Origin of the sequence: Streptomyces sp. NPDC001315, assembly GCF_042896175.1 — a bacterium.
GTDB lineage: Bacteria > Actinomycetota > Actinomycetes > Streptomycetales > Streptomycetaceae > Streptomyces.
Genome location: NZ_JBIAWZ010000008.1, coordinates 275,927 through 299,345, shown reverse-complemented (window position 1 = coordinate 299,345; position 23,419 = coordinate 275,927). Strand labels below are relative to the sequence as shown.

Here is a 23,419-nt window from a genome sequence, read left to right as displayed (position 1 = left end):
AGCCGCGGGGCGACCCGGCGCGGTCCGCGCGAACCTTCTCGCCGTCAGTCCGTCGGGATGGAGTCCGTCTTCATGTCCGCGCGCATCGCTTCCATCGTCGCGCCGAGGGCGCCGGCCGCTGCCATGTGGAGGGCGCCCGGTCGTCGGCGTCGTTCAGTCGCGGGGGAACATGTCGGTGGCGAGCGTGAAGTCGAGGGGGGTGGCGGTCATGTCGACCACACCGCCGTAGGTGATGGAGAGGTCGCAGACGTAGTCGCCGTCCTTGGGCTGCGTGAACAGGCGGCACTTGCCGACGTAGGGGTCGGCGATGACGTAGACCGGGACCCCGGCCAGGGCGTAGGCGGTCTTCTTGGGCCCGTAGTCGTTCTTGGCCGTGTCCTTGGAGATGACCTCGGCGACGAATTCGACGTCCTCGTAGGCCCACCTGCCCTCGTCGTCCTTCTCGGCGCCGTCGCGCAGCTTGGCCACGTCCGGGCAGTAGCCGTTAAGGCAGCCGGGGAAGTCCATGCGGACGTCCGACAGCACCTTCGAACGCCTGCCGAACCGGTCCCTGAGCGCTTCGATGATCAGGAGAATGGTCTCCCAGTGCACGCCCCGCTGCGGCGACATGTAGATGGCCCCCTCGACGATCTCGACCTTGTAGCCCTCGGGGACGGGCATCTTCTCGAGCCGCTGGAACATCTCGTCGAGCCGGCGCGTGTTGTCGCTCTCGGCCATCGCGATCCTGTCTTCAAGGACGGTCATCGTGGCGCTCCTCCCCGGCTGCCTCACGGACGAGAGCAGCCGCGTAGTACAACGATACGCACGGTGACCAGGACACGCGGGCCCGGCGTCACCAGGGTTCAGCCCCGGTCGTACTCCCCACCCAGCCCCCACCCTTGGTACATCGCCTCCGCGAACGCCTCTGCGATCCGGTGCTCGCCGCTCGCATTCGGGTGCGTGCCGTCATACGTGTCGAGGTTGATGTCGTACGACGGCGGGGGCGAGGCCAGCAGGAAGGGCGAGCGGGGCTCGTCGAGGTCGGCGACGGCCTTGGCCAGGAGTTCGTTGAAGGCGGTGACCTCGGCGGCGAAGTCGGGGTCCTCCAGTGCGCGGGAGTTCGGGATCACCGGCAGTGCGACCATCCGCACGCGCGGGTTGGCCGCCCGTGCCTCGGCCACGAAGGCCCGTACGTTCTCCGCCGTCTGCTCCGCGTTCGTGTAGAAGCCCAGGTCGATCAGGCCGAGGGAGACGAGAAGGACATCGGCGCGACAGGTACGCACCGCCTCCCCGATCAGCGGCGCCATGTGCAGCCAGCCCTCGCCCCAGCCGGCCAGGTGGGCGCGCGGGAAGTCGGGGTCGGCGTACTCGTACGAGGTGGGCGCGTCCGTCGCCTTGTCGTACAGCGTCTCGCGCGGGCCGACGACGGCGAACGGGCGGCCGTACGACGTGCGCAGGTGCTGCCACATCCGGTAACGCCATGTGTGTTCGCCGGCGCTTCCGATCGTCTGGGAGTCGCCGACGGGCATGAACCTGAGCATCCGCTCATGATGGAGGATCAACGGACGATCGGCGGAACGGGCGGGGTGTGAGGCCTGCCACGCGCGCGTGCCGCACAGTCCGGGATGGCAGTCTTGGGGGCATGCGTCGACCGTTCGCCCTCCTCGCCGGGGCCCTGCTCGTGGGTGCGTTCACCGTGCCCGCCTCCGCCGCCGACGGTGACCAGGGGTTCACCATCCAGGACCCGCGCATCACCGAGTCCAGCGGGCTCGCGGCCTCCCACCTGCACCCCGGCATCTACTGGACGCACAACGACAGCGACGACGGGCCGTACATCTACGCCGTCGACAGCGGCACCGGGAAGACCGTCGCCCGCATCACCCTCAGCGGCATCGGCTCGCCCCGCGACGTCGAGGCCATCTCCATCGGCCCCGACAACCAGATCTACATCGGCGACATCGGCGACAACCTCGGCGGCAAGTGGCCCTATGTGTGGATCTATCAGCTGTCCGAGCCGAAGAAGCTGGTCGACCAGACGATCAGGGCCACGCAGTACGTGGTGAAGTACGCGGACGGCGCCCGCAACGCCGAGTCGCTCGCCGTCGACCCGAAGACCGGCCGCGCGTACATCATCGACAAGAACGAGGACGGCGGGCATCTGTACGAGGGCCCGGCCACCCTCTCCGCCTCCGGCACCAACATCTTCAAGCCCGTCGCCACCGTCGACCTCTGGGCCACCGACGCCGCCTTCTCCCCGGACGGCGAGCAGCTCGCCGTACGCGGCTACTTCGGGGGGATCGTCTACGACTGGAACGACGGGAAGATCAAGCGGCTGGGCCGTCTCGACGTGCCGTTGCAGCAGCAGGGGGAGTCCGTCAGCTACTCCGCCGACGGCACCAAGCTGATGTACGGCAGTGAAGGGGCCGACAGTTCCGTGAAGGCGGAGGACGCGCCCGAGGGGGGATCGGGCGGGAGCGGATCCGGCTCCAAGTCGCCCTCTGGTAGCGGCGGTTCAGGGGATTCGACGGCGAGCGGCGGGTCCGGCGACAGCGGCTTCAAGGTCGGCGCCGTCGCCGTCGCCGTCATCTGTGCCGCGCTGTTCGGCGTGCGACGGCTGGTGCGGCGGGACTGAGATGACGTCGAGGTGACGTCGAGTGTCTTGACGGGTTCATGAGAACTGGCTTCGATGGGGATGCGGTGTCGTGGGAGCGCTCCCACATGTTCCGGGCCCGCACTCCCGAGAGGAAGCAGCGACATGTTCCGCAGCTTGCGAAGAGCGCTGTGTGCTGCCGCCGCGGCGCTCCTGGTACCGCTGGCGGGTGCCCAGACCGCCCATGCGGCCGACCCCGGAGCCGGCTACTGGCACACCAGCGGCCGGCAGATCCTGGACGCGGCCGGGCAGCCCGTCCGGATCGCCGGCATCAACTGGTTCGGCTTCGAGACCAGCAACCACGTCGTTCACGGCCTCTGGTCGCGCGACTACAAGAGCATGATCGACCAGATGAAGTCGCTGGGGTACAACACCATCCGGCTCCCGTACAGCGACGACATCTTCAAGAGCGCGACCGTCCCGAACAGCATCGACTTCTCCAGCGGCAAGAACGCGGACCTCCAAGGGCTCAGCTCGCTGGGCGTCATGGACAAGATCGTGTCGTACGCCGGCCAGGACGGCCTGAAGGTCATCCTCGACCGGCACCGGCCGGACTCGGCCGGGCAGTCGGCCCTCTGGTACACGTCGGCCGTCCCGGAGTCGACCTGGATCGCCAACCTGAAGTCCCTGGCGGCTCGCTACGACGGCCAGGACACCGTCATCGGCATCGACCTGCACAACGAGCCGCACGACCCGGCCTGTTGGGGCTGCGGCGACACGGCGACGGACTGGCGGCTGGCGGCGCAGCGGGCGGGGAACGCCGTGCTGTCGGTCAACCCCGACCTGCTGATCTTCGTCGAGGGCGTGCAGACGTACAACGGCGTGTCCGGCTGGTGGGGCGGCAACCTGATGGGTGTCGCCCAGTACCCCGTCCAGCTCGACGTGGCCAACCGGGTCGTGTACTCCGCCCACGACTACGCGACCAGCGTGGCCCAGCAGAGCTGGTTCAGCGATCCGTCGTTCCCCGACAACATGCCGGGCGTCTGGGACAAGTACTGGGGCTACATCTTCAAGCAGAACATCGCCCCGGTGTGGGTGGGCGAGTTCGGTACGACGCTCCAGTCGACGGTGGACCAGAAGTGGCTGGCCGCGCTGGTGAGCTACCTGCGGCCGACGTCGACGTACGGGGCTGATTCCTTCCAGTGGACGTTCTGGTCGTGGAACCCCAACTCCGGGGACACCGGCGGAATCCTGAAGGACGACTGGGCGACCGTGGACACGGTGAAGGACGGGTACCTGGCGAGCGTCAAGGCGGCGGGATTCCCCTCGACCGGGACCGGCGGTGACGACGGCGGTGGCGACGACGGAGGCGGGAGCACGGCCGCGTGCAGCGCCGTGTACACCGTCAGCAGCGACTGGGGGAGCGGGTTCAACGCCGAGGTGAAGGTGACCAACACCGGGAGCGGCGCGATCAGTTCCTGGAAGGTGACCTGGACCTGGAGCGGCTCGCAGCAGATCACCAACATGTGGAACGCCTCGTACACCCGGAGCGGCTCGACCGTGACGGCGGTGAACGCCGCGCACAACGGCGCGGTCGCGGCGGGCGGTTCGGCGAGTTTCGGGTTCGGGGGTGCGCCGGGCGGCGGCGCGGTACCGAGCGTGAGCTGTACGGCGGCATGAGACGCGACGAGGGGCGCCCGGTTCGTCGCCGGGCGCCCCTCGTCGTCGTACGGGGACTGCTAGAGCTTCTCGATCACGTAGTCGATGCACTTCGTCAGCGCGTCGACGTCCGCCGGGTCGATCGCCGGGAACATCGCGACGCGGAGCTGGTTGCGGCCGAGCTTGCGGTAGGGCTCGGTGTCGACGATGCCGTTGGCGCGCAGGACCTTGGCGATGGCGGCGGCGTCGATGTCGTCCACGAAGTCGATCGTGCCGATGACCTGGGAGCGCTTGGCCGGGTCGGCGACGAAGGGGTTCGCGTACTTGATGTCCTCGGCCCAGCCGTACAGCGTGCGCGCGGAGGTGGCCGTGCGGCGGACCGACCAGTCCAGGCCGCCCTGGCCGTTGATCCACTCCAGCTGCTGGTTGAGCAGGAAGAGGGTGGCGAGAGCCGGGGTGTTGTACGTCTGGTTCTTGCGGGAGTTGTCGATCGCCGTCGGGAGGCTGAAGAACTCCGGGATGTGGCGGCCGGACGCGTGGATGCGCTCGGCGCGCTCGACGGCGGCCGGGGAGAACACGCCGATCCACAGGCCGCCGTCGGAGGCGAAGGACTTCTGCGGGGCGAAGTAGTAGACGTCGGTCTCGGCGATGTCGACCGGGAGGCCGCCGGCGCCGGAGGTGGCGTCGACCAGGACCAGCGCACCCTCGTCGGCGCCGGCCACGCGCTTGATGGGCATGGCGACGCCGGTCGAGGTCTCGTTGTGCGTGAAGGCGTACACGTCGACGCCCGCCTCGGCGACCGGTTCGGGGTGTGTGCCCGGGTCGGTGGAGATGACGTCCGGCTCGGCCAGCCAGGGGGCCAGCTTGGCGGCCTTGGCGAACTTGGAGCTGAACTCACCGAAGGTGAGGTGCTGCGACTTGTTCTCGATCAGGCCGTGGGTCGCGATGTCCCAGAACGCGGTGGAGCCGCCGTTGCCGAGGACGACCTCGTAGCCCTCGGGGAGCTGGAACAGCTCGGAGATGCCCTCGCGGACCTGGCCGACCAGGTTCTTGACCGGGGCCTGGCGGTGGGAGGTGCCGAGCAGGGACGTACCGGTGGCGGCCAGGGCGTCCAGCGCCTCCACCCGCACCTTGGAGGGACCCGCGCCGAATCGACCGTCCGCGGGCTTGATGTCAGCAGGAATCTGGATCTCAGCCACGAGCCGGAGGGTATCCCCTCGGCGAAACCGGACGGAAACGTGTCCGTTCGATGAGACGACTTCTCCGGCTTTTGGACCTGTGGGGATCTACGAAACCGTACCCGTCGCCGTCACTGTCAGTGGCCGAGTGCATTCTGGACGTATGACGGTTCGCGCTGCTCAGGAAGCTCATGCGGCTCGCGAAGCTCTCGAGGCGGAGCTGCGCGGGGTCGTCCGGGGTGAGGTCGGGTTCGATGTCACCTCCCGGGCGCTGGTGACGATGGACGCGTCCAACTACCGGCGTGTCCCGCTCGGGGTCGTGGCTCCGCGGGACGCCGACGACGTGGCGGCGGTGCTGGCGGTGTGCCGGTCGCGCGGGGTGCCGGTGGTGGCGCGGGGCGGGGGGACGTCGATCGCGGGGCAGGCGACGGGGACGGGGGTGGTGCTGGACTTCACCCGGCACATGAACCGGCTCGTCTCGCTGGACCCGGACGCGCGTACGGCCGTCGTGCAGCCGGGGCTCGTCCTCGACCGTCTTCAGGAGGCTGCCGCGCCGCACGGGCTGCGCTTCGGCCCCGACCCGTCCACCCACAGCAGGTGCACGCTCGGCGGGATGATCGGCAACAACTCCTGCGGCTCGCACTCGGTGGCCTGGGGGACGACGGCGGACAGCGTGCGCGAGCTGGACGTGGTCACCGCGCGCGGGCAGCGGTTGCGACTGGGGCAGGGGTGGGCGGGGGCACCGGAGGGCCTGCGCGGGCTGGTGGAGGGCGAGTTGGCGCGGCTGCGCACCGGCTTCCCCGAGCTGCCCCGCCGTATCTCCGGGTACGCCCTGGACGCGCTGCTGCCCGAGAAGGGCGCCGATGTCGCCCGCTCCTTCTGCGGTTCGGAGGGCACGCTGGGCGTGCTGACGGAGGCGGTCGTACGGCTCGTCGAGGCACCACGCGCGCGTGCCCTCGCCGTGCTGGGGTACGCCGACGAGAGCGCCGCCGCCGAGGCCGCCGCGGGGCTGCTGCCGCTCCGGCCGCTGACGGTGGAGGGAATGGCGGCCGACCTGGTGCCGACCGCGGCCGACCTGCCCCGGGGCGGTGCCTGGCTGTTCGTGGAGACGGGCGGGGAGACGGCGGCGCAGGCACGCGCGCGTGCGGAGGCGGTCGTGCGGGCGGCCGACGTCCTCGACTCGCTGGTGGTCACCGACCCGGCGGGACAGCGCGCGCTGTGGCGCGTCCGGGAGGACGCGAGCGGTACGGCGACCCGGATGCCGGACGGCTCCGAGGCCTGGCCCGGCTGGGAGGACTGCGCGGTGCCGCCCGCCCGGCTCGGCGCGTATCTGCGGGACTTCCGGGGACTGCTGTCCGCCCACGGCCTGCGCGGCACGCCGTACGGGCACTTCGGGGACGGCTGCATCCACGTCCGCATCGACTTCGACCTGCTGACGGAGCAGGGCGTGGTCCGCTTCCGCCGCTTCTCCGAGGAGCTCGCCGAGCTGGTCGTGGCGCACGGCGGCTCGCTGTCGGGCGAGCACGGCGACGGGCAGGCACGCGCGGAGCTGCTGCCGAAGATGTACGGCGCGGAGATGGTGGCGCTCTTCGAGCGGGCCAAGGCGGTGTGGGACCCGGACGACCTGCTCAACCCGGGGATGCTGGTCCGGCCCGAGCCCCTGGACGCGAACCTCCGCTTCGCCGTCCTCCCCCGCACGCCGGTGGACGTGGCCTTCGGCTACCCGGCAGACGGCGGCGACTTCTCGGCGGCGGTGCGCCGCTGCGTCGGGGTCGCGAAATGCCGTACGACGGAGGCGTCCGGCCCCGCCGTGATGTGCCCGTCCTTCCGGGCGACCGGCGAGGAGGCGCACTCCACGCGCGGACGCGCCCGCCTGCTGCACGAGATGCTGGCCGGCGAGCTGGTCGCGGACGGCTGGCGGTCACCGGAGGTCAGGGACGCGCTGGACCTGTGCCTGTCCTGCAAGGGGTGCCGCTCCGACTGCCCGGTCGAGGTCGACATGGCCACCTACAAGGCGGAGTTCCTGCACCACCACTACGCCGGGCGCCGCCGCCCCGCCGCCCACTACACCATGGGGTGGCTGCCGGTGTGGCTGCGCTGGGCGTCCCGTACGCGCGCGGTGGGGGTGGTGAACGCTCTCGCCTCCGTACGGCCGCTGGCGTGGACGGCGAAGCGGCTGGGCGGGATCGCGCCGGAGCGGGAGATCCCGCGGCTGGCGGGGGAGACGTTCAGCCGGTGGTGGGGTTCGAGGAAGGGGACGGTGCATTCGGGGAAGGGGACGGCGCTTTCGAGACAGGGGGCGGTGGAGGGTACCGGCGACCTGGTCGTCCTGTGGCCGGACACCTTCACCGAGTACCTCTCGCCGGCCGTGGGGCAGGCGGCCGTCCGGGTGCTGGAGGCGGCCGGGCTGCGGGTGGTGCTGCCGCCGACGCTGCGGATGCGCGGGCGGCCGGTCGGGGACGGCCGGTCGAAGTCCGCGGCCGCCCTGCTGACCGCCCGCCGAGGCCGCGTCTGCTGCGGCCTGACGTACATCTCCACGGGCCAGCTCGACCGCGCCCGCACGGTGCTGCGCCGGACCCTCGACCTCATGGCTCCGGTCCTGGAGACCGCCGCCCCGGTCGTCGTCCTGGAACCGAGCTGTGCGGCGGCCCTCCGCACCGACCTGCCCGAGCTGCTGCACGACGACCCGCGCGCGGCTCGCCTCGCCGCCCGCGTCCTGACCTTCGCGGAGGCTCTCGAACGCCACGCCCCCGACTGGACTCCGCCCCGAGTGGACCGCCCGGCCGTCGGCCAGACCCACTGCCACCAGCACGCGGTCCTGGGCGACGCCCCGGACCGCCGCCTGCGCACCGCGGCCGGACTGACCGGCGACCTCAGCGGCGGCTGCTGCGGCCTCGCCGGGAACTTCGGTTTCGAGAGAGGGCACTACGAGGTGTCGACGGCCTGCGCGGAGGATCAGCTTCTGCCGGCGGTGCGCGATGCGGGGCCCGGGGCGGTGGTCCTGGCGGACGGGTTCTCCTGCCGGACGCAGCTGGAGCAGCTGGCGGGGGTGCGGGGCAAGCATCTGGCGGAGGTGTTGGCAGAGGGGCTGGAGGAAAGGCCGGCCGACCGCGTGGCGCGGGACGCGGGGGGCGAGCCCTCCTAGGCTGGCGGATCAGCAACGAGTGCGGCCGCATCAGTCGCGAATGCGGCCGTATCGGCCACTGAGGCCGCCGCCGTATCAGTCACGAAAGCCGCACAAGGGAGCCCCGCGCATGACCTTCCGCGTCCAGCCCATCACCCGCTCCGAGCACTTGGCGTTCGTCGCGGCACGCCCGTCCGTCAGCCACATGCAGCTCCCCTCCTGGGGCGACGTGAAGCCCGACTGGCGGGCGGAGAGCCTGGGCTGGTTCGACGAGGAGGGGCGGCTCGTCGGGGCGGGACTCGTGCTGCTGCGGCCGCTGCCGAAGCTGAGGCGGTACCTCGCGTATCTGCCGGAGGGACCGGTGATCGACTGGTACGCGCCCGACCTGGAGCGCCGCCTGGAGGCGATGCTCGTCCATCTGAAGGCGCGGGGCGCGTTCTCGGTCAAGATGGGCCCGCCCGTAGTCGTACGCCGCTGGAACGCGGACGCGGTCAAGGCGGCGATCGCGGATCCCGGCGCGCGGCGGCTGCGGGACGCGGAGCCGACGTCGGACGAACCGCGCGCCCTCGACGTCGCGGACCGACTGCGCCGCATGGGCTGGCGGCAGACCGAACCCGGCGGTGAGGACGGCTTCGCCGCCGGACAACCCCGGTACGTCTTCCAGGTGCCGTTCGCCGGGCGGTCGCTGGACGACATCCACGGCGGCCTCAACCAGCAGTGGCGGCGCAACATCAAGAAGGCGGAGAAGGCCGGCGTGAAGGTCGTACGCGGCGGCCCCGAGGACCTGCCGGCGTTCTACGGGCTGTACACCGAGACCGCCGAGCGCGACCGCTTCATCCCGCGCCCGCTGTCCTACTTCCAGCGGATGTGGACCGCGCTCACCGCCGAGGACCCCGACCGCATGCGGCTCTACCTCGCCCATCACGACGGCGACGTCCTCGCCGCGGCCACCATGCTCACCGTGGGTGACCACGTCTGGTACTCCTACGGCGCCTCCACCGGTCGCAGACGCGAGGTCCAGCCCAACAACGCCATGCAGTGGCGCATGATGGCCGACGCCCACCGACTCGGCGCCACCGTCTACGACCTGCGGGGGATCACCGACACGCTGGAGGACTCCAACCACCTGCTCGGCCTGCTCCGCTTCAAGGTGGGCACCGGCGGGCAGGCCGTCGAGTACCTCGGCGAGTGGGACTTCCCGCTCAACAAGCTCCTGCACAGGGCGCTGAACGTCTATATGGCCCGTCGGTAGCCGCCCGACCTCCGGGACAGTCGCATACCGGGTTCACACGCCTGACTGAGTCCATTACCCTGGACTTGGTAGTACATCATGATGAACGAATCCCGCACCAAGCCCCTGGACCGCCCGTGACTCCGACCCCGACCTCGACGTCGACCCCGTCCCTGACCGGGGTCGCCTCCCCTGGGCACCGCCGGGGTTCCCTCGGTCCCATCGGCCTGGTGTTCGCCGGCGGGGTCTCGGTGCAGTTCGGCGGAGCCCTGGCGGTGACCCTGATGCCGCGGGCCGGCGCGCTCGGCGTGGTGAGCCTGCGGCTGCTGGTGGCGGCGGCGGTCCTGCTGCTGGTCTGCCGGCCGCGACTGCGCGGGCACTCCCGCGCCGACTGGGGCACGGTCGTCGTCTTCGGCATCACGATGGCCGCGATGAACGGCCTCTTCTACCAAGCGGTCGACCGCATTCCGCTGGGCCCCGCCGTCACCCTCGAGGTCCTCGGCCCCCTGGCCCTCTCCGTCCTCGCGTCCCGGCGCGCACTCAACGTCGTCTGGGCCGCTCTGGCCCTCACCGGCGTCTTCCTCCTCGGCGGCGGAGGCTTCGGCGACCTCGACCCCGCGGGCGTCGCCTTCGCCCTGAGCGCGGGCGCGATGTGGGCGGCGTACATCGTCTTCAGCGCCCGTACGGGCCGCCGCTTCCCGCAGGCCGACGGGCTCGCCCTCGCGATGGCGGTCGGGGCGGTGCTGTTCCTGCCGCTGGGGATCGCCGAGTCGGGCACGAAGCTCCTCGACCCGGTGACGTTCGCCCTCGGCGCCGGGGTGGCCCTCCTCTCCTCCGTCCTCCCGTACACGCTCGAACTCCTCGCCCTGCGCCGCCTGCCCGCCTCCACCTTCGCGATCCTGATGAGCCTTGAACCGGCGATCGCGGCAACAGCCGGCTTCCTCATCCTGGACCAGGCGCTTTCCGCCCTGCAGGCGGCGGCCATCGCCCTGGTCGTCGCGGCGAGCATGGGGGCGGTGCGGACGCAGGTGGGGCGGGGAAAGGTGAAGGGGCTGGACCCCGTTTCCTGAGCATTGTCGCGACGGGGCGAGGAGCGAGGGGACTGGAGTCGGGCTCGTGCCCTGACCCCCGGCACCGGCGCGCGGCCGGTCGGTCGGACGAGGACACGAAGGAAACGGCGGCCGTGGCCGGTGGCTTCTTCGTCTGCATGATCACGCCGCGCTCGGAACTCGTGAGCATCTGACAGATCACGCCCGAGCCCCTCGCCTGAGCGGACCGGCGGCGTCACGCATAGGCGGTCTCGACTCACACCATCCCCTGCCTGCTTCGGCATCGGTGAACGGCCGCCAAATTCATGCAAGCATGCTTGATTGTTTATGGTCGTGCTGCCATGCTCCTCACCACACCGCGCCGCACACCGCCGTGCCCGAGGGGAGCGCCATCGTGTCCGACCCCACGCCCGTGATCGACGACCTGCGCGAGGAGAGCGAGGAACTCGACCGGCTCGTGGGCGGGTTGAGCCCGCGGCAGTGGTCGCTCCCGACCCCCGCCCCCGGCTGGACCATCGCCCACCAGATCGCGCACCTCGCCTGGACCGACCGCTCGGCCCTGCTGTCCGTCACGGACGAGGACGGCTTCGGCGAGCTCGTCGAGAAGGCGCTCGCCGCGCCGGAGTCGTTCGTCGACGAGGGTGCGCAGGAGGGGGCTCGACTCCCGCCCGCCGAGTTGCTGTCGCAGTGGCGGGCAGGACGGGCCGCCCTGGACAAGGCGCTGCGCGCCGCCGCGGCCGACGCCCGTTTCCCCTGGTACGGCCCGCCCATGTCGGCCGCCTCCATGGCTACCGCCCGTCTGATGGAGACCTGGGCCCACAGCCAGGACGTGGCGGACACCCTCGGTGTGGTGCGCCCACCCACGGACCGGCTCAGGCATGTGGTGTGGCTCGGGGTGCGGACCCGGGACTTCGCCTTCGGCGTCCACGGAGTCACCCCGCCCGCCGACGCCTTCCGCGTCGAACTCGTCTCACCCGCCGGCGACCTGTGGGCGTACGGCCCCGAGGACGCCCCGCAGCGCGTCACCGGCCCCGCCCTCGACTTCTGCCTCCTGGTCACCCAGCGTGCCCACCGCTGCGACCTGGCGCTGCACAGCGAAGGCCCCGACGCCGACCGCTGGCTCGACATCGCCCAGGCCTTCGCCGGCCCGCCCGGCGCCGGGCGCCCACCGAAGGGGGAGGACGTCGCCCGGTGACGACCCTGCGCATCGGCAACGCCTCAGGCTTCTACGGCGACCGCTTCGACGCCCTGCGCGAGATGCTCACCGGCGGCGAACTCGACGTACTGACCGGCGACTACCTCGCCGAGCTGACCATGCTCATCCTGGGCCGCGACCGCCTCAAGGACCCGGCCGCCGGATACGCCCGCACCTTCCTGCGGCAGCTGGAGGAGTGCCTCGGCCTCGCCCACGAGCGAGGCGTACGCATCGTGACCAACGCCGGCGGGCTGAACCCGGCCGGACTCGCCGACGCCGTACGGCGGTTGGCCGACCGGATCGGCATCCCCGCGCGCGTCGCCCACGTCGAGGGCGACGACCTCAGGGCCCGCTGTCCCGACAGCCTCGCCGCCCACGCCTACCTCGGCGGCTTCGGCATCGCCGCCTGCCTGCGGGAGGGCGCGGACATCGTGGTCACCGGGCGGGTGACGGACGCGGCACTGGTCACCGGGCCCGCCGCCGCCCACTTCGGCTGGGCGGCGGACGACCACGACCGGCTGGCCGGTGCCGTCGTCGCCGGGCACATCCTGGAGTGCGGGACACAGGCGACCGGCGGCAACTACGCCTTCTTCAGCCAGGGCGACGGTGACGTCCGCCGACCCGGTTTCCCCCTCGCCGAACTCCACGCCGACGGCAGCTGCGTCATCACCAAGCACCCCGGCACCGGCGGTTTCGTCGACGTCGGCACGGTCACCGCCCAGCTGCTCTACGAGACCGGGGGCGCCCGGTACGCGGGACCCGACGTCACCGCCCGGCTGGACACCGTACGGCTCACCCAGAACGGGCCCGACCGGGTGCGCGTCGAGGGCGTCCGCGGGGAGGCCCCGCCGCCGACCCTCAAGGTCGGCCTCAACCGCCTCGGCGGCTTCCGCAACGAGGTCGTCTTCGTCCTCACCGGCCTCGACGTCGAGGCCAAGGCCGCGCTCGTGCGGGAGCAGATGACGGACGCGTTCGCCGAACACCCGCCCGCAGAGGTGCGTTGGGACCTCGTCCGCACCGACCGGACCGACGCCGACAGCGAGGAGACCGCCAGCGCGCTGCTGCGGCTCGTCGTGCACGACCCGGACCAGGCGGTCGTGGGACGGGCGCTGAGCGGGGCGGCGGTGGAGCTCGCGCTCGCCAGTTACCCGGGATTTCATGTGCTGGCGCCACCTGGAAAGGGCGCTCCCTATGGGGTCTTCGAGGCCGACCACGTCCCCCAGGACACCGTCGAGCACAGGGCGGTCCTCCATGACGGGCGCCGGATCCATGTGCCCGCCGCCCACGACACCCTCGTACTCCACGACGTGCCGGAGCCGCCCCCGCCCGAGCCGGTACCGCCGACGGCACCGACCCGACGCGCCCCTCTCGGTCTTGTCGCCGGTGCCCGCAGCGGAGACAAGGGCGGAGACGCCAATGTCGGGGTGTGGGTCCGTACGGACGACGCCTGGCGGTGGCTGGTGCACACCCTCACCGTCGAGCGGCTGCGCGAGCTCCTGCCGGAGACCGCCGAACTGACCGTCGTCCGGCACGTCCTGCCCAACCTGCGGGCCCTCAACTTCGTCGTCGAGGGGATCCTCGGCGCCGGCGTCGCCGCCCAGCACCGCTTCGACCCGCAGGCCAAGGCCCTCGGGGAGTGGCTGCGCTCCCGTCACCTGGACATACCGGAGGCTCTGCTGTGACGGTCCTGTCGTCCGCGCTGGACGTCAACAGCCCGGATCACCGGGCCCACCGCGAGGCCATGCTCGCCAAGCTCGCCGACCTCGACGCCGAGCACGCGAAGGCGCTGGCCGGGGGCGGCCCGAAGTACGTCGAGCGGCACCGCGGGCGCGGCAAGCTGCTCGCCCGGGAGCGCATCGAGCTGCTCCTCGACCCCGACACGCCGTTCCTGGAGCTGTCGCCGCTGGCCGCCTGGGGCAGCGCCTCCCCCGAGTACGCCGTGGGTGCCTCGCTCGTCACCGGCATCGGTGTCGTCGAGGGCGTGGAGTGCCTGATCACCGCCAACGACCCCACCGTGCGCGGCGGCGCCAGCAACCCGTGGAGCCTGAAGAAGGCCCTGCGTGCGAACGACATCGCGCTCGCCAACCGGCTGCCCTGCATCAGCCTCGTGGAGTCGGGCGGAGCCGATCTGCCGTCCCAGAAGGAGATCTTCATTCCCGGGGGCGCGATCTTCCGGGATCTGACGCGGCTGTCGGCCGCCGGAATCCCCACCCTCGCCGTCGTCTTCGGGAACTCGACCGCCGGGGGCGCCTACATCCCCGGCATGTCCGACCACGTGATCATGGTCAAGGAGCGGGCGAAGGTGTTCCTCGGCGGGCCGCCGCTGGTGAAGATGGCCACCGGGGAGGAGAGCGACGACGAGTCGCTCGGCGGAGCCGAGATGCACGCGCGCGTGTCGGGTCTCGCCGACTACTTCGCCGTCGACGAGCGGGACGCGCTGCGGCAGGCGCGGCGGGTCGTGGCCCGGCTCAACCACCGCAAGGCGTACGGCGACCCGGGGCCGGTGATCCCTCCCAAGTACGACGAGGAGGAACTCCTGGGAATCGTTCCGGGCGACCTCAAGATCCCCTTCGACCCGCGCGAGGTCATCGCCCGGATCGTCGACGCCTCCGACTTCGACGAGTTCAAGCCGCTGTACGGGACGAGCCTCGCCACCGGCTGGGCCACCCTGCACGGCTATCCCGTCGGGATCCTGGCGAACGCCCAGGGCGTGCTGTTCAGCGCGGAGTCCCAGAAGGCCGCCCAGTTCATCCAGCTGGCCAACCAGCGCGACATCCCCCTGCTGTTCCTGCACAACACCACCGGCTACATGGTCGGCCGGGAGTACGAGCAGGGCGGCATCATCAAGCACGGCGCGATGATGATCAACGCGGTCAGCAACTCCACGGTGCCCCACCTGTCCGTCCTGATGGGCGCCTCGTACGGTGCCGGGCACTACGGCATGTGCGGGCGGGCGTACGACCCGCGCTTCCTGTTCGCCTGGCCCAGCGCGAAATCGGCCGTGATGGGGCCGCAGCAGCTGGCCGGCGTGCTCTCGATCGTCGCCCGGCAGTCGGCCGCCGCGAAGGGGCAGCCGTACGACGACGACGCCGACGCGGCCCTGCGCGCCATGGTCGAGCAGCAGATCGAGTCCGAGTCCCTGCCGATGTTCCTGTCCGGGCGGCTGTACGACGACGGCGTCATCGACCCGCGCGACACCCGCACCGTCCTCGGCCTGTGCCTGTCGGCCGTCCACACCGCGCCCTACGAGGGCGCGCGCGGCGGCTTCGGCGTCTTCCGGATGTGAGGTCCCGAACGTGATTTCTTCCGTCCTCGTCGCCAACCGCGGCGAGATCGCCTGCCGCGTCTTCCGCACCTGCCGTGCGTCGGGAATCCGGACGGTCGCCGTGCACTCGGACGCCGACGACAACGCCCTCCACGCGCGCGTGGCGGACGTGGCGGTACGGCTGCCGGGGGCGACCCCCGCCGAGACGTACCTGCGCGGCGATCTGATCGTGAAGGCCGCGGTGGCGGCCGGCGCGGACGCGGTGCACCCCGGCTACGGCTTCCTCTCCGAGAACGCCGACTTCGCGCGCGCCGTCCTGGACGCGGGCCTCCTCTGGATCGGGCCGCCCCCGGAGGCGATCGAGGCCATGGCGTCCAAGACGCGCGCGAAGGAGCTGATGGGGCTCGCACCCCTGCGCGAGGTCACCGAGGCCGACCTGCCGGTGCTGGTGAAGGCGGCCGCGGGCGGCGGAGGCCGCGGCATGCGGATCGTGCGCCGTCTCGAGGAGCTCGACGGCGCGCTGCGGGGCGCCCGCGCGGAGGCCACGAGCGCCTTCGGGGACGGCGAGGTCTTCGTCGAGCCCTACGTCGAGAACGGGCGCCACGTGGAGGTGCAGATCCTCGCCGACACCCACGGCACGGTGTGGGCGCTCGGCACCCGCGACTGCTCCCTCCAGCGCCGCCACCAGAAGGTGATCGAGGAGGCCCCCGCACCCGGGCTCCCCGAGGAGCTCACGCGGGAACTCCACACGCTGGCCGTGCGCGCCGCCCGCGCGGTCGACTACGTGGGCGCCGGCACCGTCGAGTTCCTCGTCGCCGACGACACGGCGCACTTCCTGGAGATGAACACCCGCCTGCAGGTGGAACACCCCGTCACCGAGGCGGTGTTCGGCGTCGACCTGGTCGCCGAACAGATCAGGATCGCCGAGGGCCACGCCCTCGAAAGCGACCCTCCACGCGCGCGTGGCCACGCCGTCGAGGCCCGCCTCTACGCCGAGGACCCGGCCCACGACTGGGCCCCGCAGACCGGCACCCTGCACCGCCTCGCCGTACCCGACGGCGTCCGCCTCGACACCGGCTACACCGACGGCGACGAGATCGGTGTCCACTACGACCCCATGCTCGCCAAGGCCGTCGCCCACGCCCCCACACGCGCGGAAGCCCTCCGCAGCCTCGCCGGCGCCCTGGAACGGGCGACGATCCACGGCCCCACCACCAACCGGGACCTCCTCGTACGCTCCCTGCGCCACGAGGAGGTCACCACCGCCCGCATGGACACCGGCTTCTACGACCGCCACCTCACCACCCTCACCGAACCGGCCTCCGACCCCTACGCCCCGCTGGCCGCCGCCCTCGCCGACGCCCACGGCCGCTCCCGCTTCGGCGGCTGGCGCAACCTGCCCGCACAGCCCCAGACCAAGCGCTACGCCATGGCCGGCGAGGAACACGAGGTCCACTACCGGCACACCCGGACCGGCCTGACGGCCCAAGGGGTGCGCGTGGTGCAGGCCGACGCGCGTCTGGTCGTACTCGAAGTCGACGGCGTACAGCGGAAGTTCGAAGTGGCCCGCTACGGCGACCAGGTCCACGTCAACGCCACCACCCTGACCGCCCTGCCCCGCTTCCCCGACCCGACCGCGCAACGCGCCCCCGGCTCCCTCCTGGCACCTATGCCGGGCACGGTCGTACGCGTCGCCGAGGGGCTGGCGGTGGGAGCCGCCGTACGGGCCGGAGAGCCCCTGCTGTGGCTGGAGGCGATGAAGATGCAGCACCAGATCGCATCCCCGGTCACGGGCACGCTCAGCGCCCTGCAAGCCACACCTGGTCAACAGGTGGAGCTCGGCATGCTCCTGGCGGTCGTACAGGAAACCTAGGGGCGCGGGGCCGCATCGATATGCGGCTCCGCCGCGCGAGCGTGACCGGCCACAACGAACCCGCACCCGAAGGAGTCACGTGACCACCCTCGTCGAACCCGAAGAGCACAAGGACCTCCGCGCCGCCGTCGCGGCCTTCGGCAAGCGCTACGGCCGCGAATACCTCACCAAGATCGTCGCCGAGGGCGGCTACCCGACCGAGCTCTGGCAGGAAGCCGCCAAGCTCGGCTACTTGGGCGTCAACCTGCCGGCGGCACACGGCGGAGGCGGCGGCGGTATCGCCGAACTCTCCATCGTCCTCGAAGAGCTCGGCGCGGCCGGCGCCCCCCTCCTCATGATGATCGTCTCGCCCGCCATCTGCGGCACGGTCATCGCCCGCTTCGGCACCGAGGAGCAGAAGCGCGAGTGGCTCCCCGCCCTCGCCGACGGCACCCGCACCATGGCCTTCGGCATCACCGAACCCGACGCCGGCTCCAACTCCCACCGCATCACGACCACCGCCCGCCGCGACGGCGACAGCGGGGACTGGCTGCTGACCGGCCGCAAGGTCTTCGTCTCCGGCGTCGACATCGCCGACGCCACCCTCGTCGTCGGCCGCACCGCGGACGCGCGGACCGGCAGCCTCAAGCCCTGCCTGTTCATCGTCCCGCGCGACGCCGAGGGCTTCTCCCGCCGGCCCATCGACATGGAACTGCACGGCGCCGAGAAGCAGTTCGAGCTGCTCCTGGACGAGGTACGGCTGCCCGCCGAGGCCCTCGTCGGCGACGAGGACGCCGGTCTGCTCCAGCTGTTCGCCGGCCTCAACCCCGAGCGGATCATGACGGCGGCGTTCGCGATCGGCATGGGGCGTTACGCCGTGTCCCGGGCGATCGAGTACGCGCGCGACCGTACCGTCTGGAAGACCCCGATCGGCGCCCACCAGGCCATCGCACACCCCCTCGCCCAGGCGCACATCGACCTCGAACTCGCCCGCCTGATGATGCAGAAGGCCGCGTATCTGTACGACGCGGGTGACGACGTCGGCGCGGGCGAGGCCGCCAACATGGCGAAGTACGCGGCCGGGGAGGCCTGCGTGAAGGCCGTCGACCAGGCCGTGCACACCCTCGGCGGCAACGGCCTCACGCGTGAGTTCGGCCTCGCCTCATTGATAACCGCCGCGCGCGTGGCTCGTATTGCTCCGGTGAGCCGGGAGATGATTCTCAACTACGTCTCCCACCAGACCCTGGGTCTGCCCAAGTCGTACTGATCCAGCACGCCGTTGTGCGAGGAGGAACCGTGTCACGAGTGTTCCGCAGCGAGTACGCAGACATCACGCCCGTCGAACTCCCCATCCACGAGGCGGTGCTGGGCCGGGCCGCCGAATTCGGCGACACCCCCGCGCTCGTCGACGGCACCGACGGCACCACCCTCACGTACGAACAGGTCGACCGCTTCCACCGGCGGGTCGCCGCCGCGCTGGCCGAGGCGGGCGTACGCAAGGGCGACGTCCTCGCCCTGCACAGCCCCAACACGGTCGCCTTCCCGATCGCCTTCTACGCCGCCACGCGCGCGGGGGCCTCCGTCACCACCGTGCACCCGCTCGCCACGCCGGAGGAGTTCGCCAAGCAGCTGCGCGACTCCGCGGCCCGCTGGATCGTCACCGTGTCCCCGCTGCTGGAGAGCGCGCGCCGGGCCGCCGAACTCGCGGGCGGCGTCCGGGAGATCTTCGTCTGTGACGCCGCGCCCGGACACCGCTCGCTGATCGACATGCTCGGCTCGGCGGCTCCCGAGCCGCAGGTGGACATCGACCCGAACGACGACGTGGCCGCCCTGCCGTACTCCTCCGGCACCACCGGCGTCCCCAAGGGCGTGATGCTCACGCACCGGCAGATCGCCACCAACCTCGCCCAGCTCGAACCGGCGGTCACGGCGGGCCCGGACGACCGCATCCTCGCAGTCCTGCCCTTTTTTCACATCTACGGTCTTACCGCCCTGATGAACGCGCCCCTGCGCCAGGGCGCCACCGTCGTCGTACTCCAGCGCTTCGAGCTGGAGACCTTCCTCGCGGCCATCCAGACCCACCGCATCACCGGCCTGTACGTGGCCCCGCCGATAGTCCTCGCCCTCGCCAAGCACCCGGCGGTCGCCCAGTACGACCTGTCGTCCCTGAAGTACGTCATCAGCGCGGCCGCCCCCCTGGACGCCGACCTCGCCGCCGCCTGCGCCGAGCGCCTGAACCTCCCGCCGCTGGGCCAGGCGTACGGCATGACGGAGCTGTCCCCGGGCACCCACGTCGTCCCCCTCGACGCCATGCGCGACGCCCCCGCCGGGACCGTCGGCAGGCTCATCGCCGGCACCGAGATGCGCGTCGTCTCCCTCGACGACCCCGACAGCGACCTCGGCATCGGCGAGCCCGGCGAGATCCTCATCCGCGGACCCCAGGTCATGAAGGGCTACCTGGGCCGCCCCGACGCCACCGCCGACATGATCGACAAGGAGGGCTGGCTGCACACCGGCGACGTCGGCCATGTCGACGCCGACGGCTGGCTGTTCGTCGTCGACCGCGTCAAGGAGCTCATCAAGTACAAGGGCTTCCAGGTCGCCCCCGCCGAACTCGAGGCCCTCCTGCTCACCCACCCGGGCATCGCCGACGCCGCCGTCATCGGCGTCTACAACGACGAGGGCAACGAGGTCCCGCACGCGTACGTGGTCCCCCAGCCCACCGCCACCGACCTCTCCGAAGGAGAGGTCATGATGTACGTCGCCGAACGCGTCGCCCCCTACAAGCGCGTCCGGCAGGTCACCTTCATCGACGGGGTGCCGCGCGCCGCCTCCGGGAAGATACTGCGCCGACAGCTGAGGGAGCGGACATGACCCTGATCGGCCGTACCCGCGCGCGTGGCATCGACACGCTCAGCCTCGACTCCCCGGACAACCGCAACGCGCTCTCGGCGGCGCTCGTCGGCGAACTCGCGGACGCGCTGACCGGCTGCGCCAAGGACACCGACGTGCGCGCGGTCGTCCTGACCCACACCGGCAACACCTTCTGCGCCGGCGCCGACCTGCGCGACCCTCCGCACCCGGACGCGCTGGTCGGCCTGCTGCGGCAGATCGTCGAGCTGCGCAAACCGGTCGTCGCCCGGGTCACCGGCCACGTACGGGCGGGCGGCCTGGGACTGCTCGGCGCCTGCGACATCGCGGCCGCGTCGCGCGCGGCCACGTTCGCGTTCACCGAGGTGCGGATCGGGGTCGCCCCCGCCGTCATCTCGCTCACCCTGCTGCCCCGCACGGATCCGCGCGCCCTCGCCCGCTACTGCCTCACCGGCGAACGCTTCGACGCCGTCGAGGCGGCCCGTATCGGCCTGCTGACCGCGACCGGCGACGACGTGGACGACGTACTGGCCCCCGTCCTGGACGGCCTGCGAGGGTCCGCCCCGCAGGCCCTGGCCGAGACGAAACAGCTGCTCACGGCTAGGGTGCTGGAGGCATTCGACCAGGACGCGGCCGACCTCACCGCGCTCTCGGCCCGGCTGTTCTCCTCCGCACAGGCCCGCGAGGGGATGACGGCCTTCCTCGAACGACGGGATCCCTCATGGGTGGTGTGAGCACGGCCGGCGACCGTCTGGAACGTACTCCCAAGCAGGACCGCAGCCGAGCCACCCGGCAGCGCCTCCTGGAAGCCGCCGTGTCCTGCCTCGCCGAACACGGCTGGGCGGGTTCCACGGTCGCGGTCGTCGCCGAACGCGCCGGAGTCTCCCGCGGCGCTGCCCAACACCACTTCCCCACCCGCGAGGACCTCTTCACGGCGGCCGTCGAGTACGTTGCCGAGGAACGCTCGTCCGCGTTGCGCGCGCTGTTCCCCGAAGGCGGCGCCGAGCGCCACGCCGCCGTCGCCGCTCTCGTCGACCTCTACACCGGCCCCCTCTTCCGGGCCGCCCTGCACCTGTGGGTGGCCGCCTCCGACGAGGAACAGCTGCGCCCGCGCGTGACCGAGCTGGAGGCCCGAGTGGGCCGCGAGACCCACCGCATAGCCGTGGAACTCCTCGGCGCCGACGAGTCCGTGCCCGGTGTCCGCGAGACCGTCCAGGGGCTGCTCGACATGGCCCGCGGCCTGGGCCTCGCCAACCTCCTCACCGACGACACAGGCCGTCGGCAACGGGTGGTCGCGCAGTGGGCGGGGCTGCTGGAGGAGACTCTGGGCCGACCTCTGGCCGACCGCCTCAGGGACTGAGCCGTTCCGCCCGCCAGCTTCCGTCCGGCTCCGCCACGTACCGGAGCCGGTCGTGCAGCCGGTTCTCCCGGCCCTGCCAGAACTCCACCGTCTGTGGCGCCACCCGGAAGCCGCCCCAGTTCGGCGGCACCGGGACCTGCTCACCCTCCGGGTAACGCGCGGCCAGCTCGGTGTACGCGGCGTCGAGCTCGGCGCGGGAGAGGATGACGCTGGACTGGGCGCTGGCCCAGGCCCCCAGCTGGGAGCCGTGCGGCCGGCTACGGAAGTAGGCGGCCGTCTCGTCCCGCCCGGTGCGCCGTGCCACGCCCTGGACGATGACCTGGCGGGCCATCGGATGCCAGGGGAACAGCAGCGAGACGTACGGGTTCTCCGCCAGGTCACGGGCCTTGCGGGAGTCGTAGTTGGTGTAGAAGACGAAGCCCTGCTCGTCGAAGTGCTTCAGCAGCACCGTACGGGCACTGGGCCGCCCCTCGGCGTCCGCCGTCGAGACGATCATGGCGTTCGGTTCGAACAGGTGAGCCTCCGCCGCGGCCTGCTTGAACCAGCGTGCGAACTGCTCCACGGGCGTGGTGGCCAGATCGGACTCGGCGAGGCCCTCGGCCCGGTACTGCTTGCGCATCGAGGCGGGATCCGGCGGGGCGGCGTCGTGGGCGGCGTTCACGCGGTCATCTTGCCGTATGCGCGGGCGCCGCCGGGCGGTGTCCCGCATCATGGAGGTGGCACTGTAGGTGGCACTCAGTGCCGCAGGCTCTCCCCAAAGGTGACACCCAGGGATATGGTGCTGATGCCGTCCGGTCGGGGTGACCGCCGACCGCACGGGGCATCACCAGGGTGAGCGCTCAGGACCGCGAGTCTTCGGAGACGACCGTGGATCCGCAGGGCGTACGCCGATTCCCACCGACTCATCCGAGTTCCTGGTCCCCACAACATCATCTGTCGCACACATCATGAGGAGCCGCCTGATGTCCGACTTCGTACCCGGACTCGAAGGAGTCGTAGCGTTCGAGACGGAGATCGCCGAACCGGACAAGGAGGGCGGCGCGCTGCGGTACCGGGGCGTCGACATCGAGGACCTGGTCGGCCACGTCTCGTTCGGCAACGTCTGGGGCCTCCTCGTCGACGGCGCCTTCAATCCCGGCCTGCCGCCCGCCGAGCCGTTCCCGATCCCCGTGCACTCCGGCGACATCCGGGTGGACGTCCAGTCCGCGCTCGCCATGCTCGCGCCCGTCTGGGGCCTCAAACCCCTCCTCGACATCGACGCCGAGCAGGCCCGCGACGACCTCGCCCGCGCGGCCGTCATGGCCCTGTCCTACGTCGCCCAGTCCGCCCGCGGCCAGGGCCGGCCCATGGTCCCGCAGAGCGAGATCGACAAGGCGCAGTCCGTCGTCGAACGCTTCATGATCCGCTGGCGGGGCGAGCCCGACCCCAAGCACGTGGCGGCCGTCGACGCCTACTGGACGTCGGCAGCCGAGCACGGCATGAACGCCTCCACCTTCACCGCCCGCGTCATCGCCTCCACCGGCGCGGACGTGGCGGCCGCCCTCTCCGGCGCCGTAGGAGCCATGTCCGGCCCGCTGCACGGCGGCGCCCCCTCCCGCGTGCTCGGCATGATCGAGGAAATCGAACGTACGGGCGATGCCGGTGCGTATGTCAAGCAGGCCCTGGACCGGGGCGAGCGCCTCATGGGCTTCGGTCACCGCGTCTACCGCGCCGAGGACCCGCGCGCGCGAGTCCTGCGCCGTACGGCCCGGGAACTCGGTGCTCCCCGCTACGAGATCGCCGAAGCCCTGGAGAAGGCCGCCCTGGAGGAACTCCACAACCGCCGCCCGGACCGCGTCCTGGCGACCAACGTCGAGTTCTGGGCGGCCATCATCCTGGACTTCGCCGAGGTCCCGGCCCACATGTTCACGTCGATGTTCACCTGCGCCCGCACGGCCGGCTGGTCGGCGCACATCCTGGAGCAGAAGCGCACCGGCCGCCTGGTGCGCCCCTCCGCCCGCTACATCGGCCCGGGATCACGCGACCCGCGCGAGATCGAGGGCTACGCGGACATCGGTCGCTGAGGT

The 23,419-nt window shown here is 71.6% G+C and carries 18 protein-coding genes; 14 read left to right on the top strand and 4 right to left on the bottom strand.

All coding sequences use genetic code 11. The features are described 5' to 3' along the window. Positions 1-153: 153 nt before the first annotated feature. Entirely contained in the window at positions 154-744 is a 591-nt protein-coding gene (locus tag ACFY16_RS23950) for a Uma2 family endonuclease (protein WP_390649198.1), read from the bottom strand. Positions 745-842: 98 nt separating this feature from the next. After that, positions 843-1,520, bottom strand: a complete 678-nt coding sequence (locus tag ACFY16_RS23945) for an SGNH/GDSL hydrolase family protein (protein WP_390649197.1) — start codon at positions 1,518-1,520, stop codon at positions 843-845. A gap of 101 nt (positions 1,521-1,621) precedes the next feature. Here ACFY16_RS23945 and ACFY16_RS23940 point away from each other — a divergent pair, with 101 nt between their 5' ends. Further along, positions 1,622-2,611: a WD40 repeat domain-containing protein gene (locus ACFY16_RS23940; RefSeq protein ID WP_390649196.1), complete on the top strand. Its 990-nt coding sequence runs from the start codon at positions 1,622-1,624 to the stop codon at positions 2,609-2,611. Positions 2,612-2,734: 123 nt separating this feature from the next. Next, positions 2,735-4,249: a cellulase family glycosylhydrolase gene (locus ACFY16_RS23935; RefSeq protein WP_390649195.1), complete on the top strand. Its 1,515-nt coding sequence runs from the start codon at positions 2,735-2,737 to the stop codon at positions 4,247-4,249. Between the two features lie 59 nt (positions 4,250-4,308). Here ACFY16_RS23935 and serC read toward each other — a convergent pair whose 3' ends face one another. Next, positions 4,309-5,427, bottom strand: a complete 1,119-nt coding sequence (gene serC, locus ACFY16_RS23930; RefSeq protein ID WP_390649194.1) for a phosphoserine transaminase — start codon at positions 5,425-5,427, stop codon at positions 4,309-4,311. Positions 5,428-5,569: 142 nt separating this feature from the next. Between serC and ACFY16_RS23925 the strand changes: the two genes are divergently transcribed. The 11 genes from ACFY16_RS23925 (at position 5,570) to ACFY16_RS23875 (ending at position 21,353) form a co-directional block, all read left to right on the top strand. Beyond that, complete coding sequence (locus ACFY16_RS23925) at positions 5,570-8,551, top strand: FAD-binding and (Fe-S)-binding domain-containing protein (RefSeq protein ID WP_390649193.1); 2,982 nt, start codon at positions 5,570-5,572, stop codon at positions 8,549-8,551. A 109-nt stretch (positions 8,552-8,660) separates the two neighbouring features. Continuing rightward, positions 8,661-9,782 (top strand): lipid II:glycine glycyltransferase FemX, encoded by a 1,122-nt coding sequence (locus ACFY16_RS23920; protein WP_390649192.1) that lies wholly within the window; start codon positions 8,661-8,663, stop codon positions 9,780-9,782. Positions 9,783-9,898: 116 nt separating this feature from the next. Further along, positions 9,899-10,831, top strand: coding sequence for a DMT family transporter (locus ACFY16_RS23915; RefSeq protein WP_390649191.1), 933 nt, complete (start codon positions 9,899-9,901; stop codon positions 10,829-10,831). A gap of 373 nt (positions 10,832-11,204) precedes the next feature. Then, a complete protein-coding gene (locus ACFY16_RS23910; RefSeq protein ID WP_390649190.1) occupies positions 11,205-12,005 on the top strand; it encodes a TIGR03084 family metal-binding protein in 801 nt (266 codons plus the stop codon). Further along, positions 12,002-13,687, top strand: a complete 1,686-nt coding sequence (locus ACFY16_RS23905; RefSeq protein ID WP_390649189.1) for an acyclic terpene utilization AtuA family protein — start codon at positions 12,002-12,004, stop codon at positions 13,685-13,687. The genes ACFY16_RS23910 and ACFY16_RS23905 overlap by 4 nt, the downstream gene beginning before the upstream one ends. Continuing rightward, the gene (locus ACFY16_RS23900) at positions 13,684-15,291 is read left to right on the top strand and encodes an acyl-CoA carboxylase subunit beta (RefSeq protein WP_390649188.1); all 1,608 of its coding nucleotides are present in this window, start codon (positions 13,684-13,686) and stop codon (positions 15,289-15,291) included. The genes ACFY16_RS23905 and ACFY16_RS23900 overlap by 4 nt, the downstream gene beginning before the upstream one ends. Before the next feature lie 10 nt (positions 15,292-15,301). Further along, positions 15,302-17,143, top strand: coding sequence for a biotin carboxylase N-terminal domain-containing protein (locus ACFY16_RS23895; RefSeq protein WP_390649187.1), 1,842 nt, complete (start codon positions 15,302-15,304; stop codon positions 17,141-17,143). Positions 17,144-17,222: 79 nt separating this feature from the next. Continuing rightward, positions 17,223-18,389, top strand: coding sequence for an acyl-CoA dehydrogenase family protein (locus ACFY16_RS23890; RefSeq protein ID WP_390649186.1), 1,167 nt, complete (start codon positions 17,223-17,225; stop codon positions 18,387-18,389). A 38-nt stretch (positions 18,390-18,427) separates the two neighbouring features. Beyond that, on the top strand, positions 18,428-19,996 hold the full coding sequence (locus tag ACFY16_RS23885) for a 4-coumarate--CoA ligase family protein (RefSeq protein WP_390649254.1): 1,569 nt from the start codon (positions 18,428-18,430) through the stop codon (positions 19,994-19,996). Next, positions 19,993-20,727 (top strand): enoyl-CoA hydratase family protein, encoded by a 735-nt coding sequence (locus ACFY16_RS23880; protein WP_390649185.1) that lies wholly within the window; start codon positions 19,993-19,995, stop codon positions 20,725-20,727. The genes ACFY16_RS23885 and ACFY16_RS23880 overlap by 4 nt, the downstream gene beginning before the upstream one ends. Continuing rightward, positions 20,715-21,353, top strand: a complete 639-nt coding sequence (locus ACFY16_RS23875; RefSeq protein WP_390649184.1) for a TetR/AcrR family transcriptional regulator — start codon at positions 20,715-20,717, stop codon at positions 21,351-21,353. Before ACFY16_RS23880 ends, ACFY16_RS23875 begins: the two co-directional genes overlap by 13 nt. On the opposite strand, the gene pdxH is transcribed toward ACFY16_RS23875, so the two are convergent. Then, the gene (pdxH, locus tag ACFY16_RS23870; protein WP_390649253.1) at positions 21,343-21,972 is read right to left on the bottom strand and encodes a pyridoxamine 5'-phosphate oxidase; all 630 of its coding nucleotides are present in this window, start codon (positions 21,970-21,972) and stop codon (positions 21,343-21,345) included. The two genes, ACFY16_RS23875 and pdxH, sit on opposite strands and share 11 nt — an antisense overlap. A 343-nt stretch (positions 21,973-22,315) precedes the next feature. Between pdxH and ACFY16_RS23865 the strand changes: the two genes are divergently transcribed. Further along, the gene (locus tag ACFY16_RS23865; protein ID WP_390649183.1) at positions 22,316-23,416 is read left to right on the top strand and encodes a citrate synthase 2; all 1,101 of its coding nucleotides are present in this window, start codon (positions 22,316-22,318) and stop codon (positions 23,414-23,416) included. Positions 23,417-23,419 lie beyond the last annotated feature (3 nt).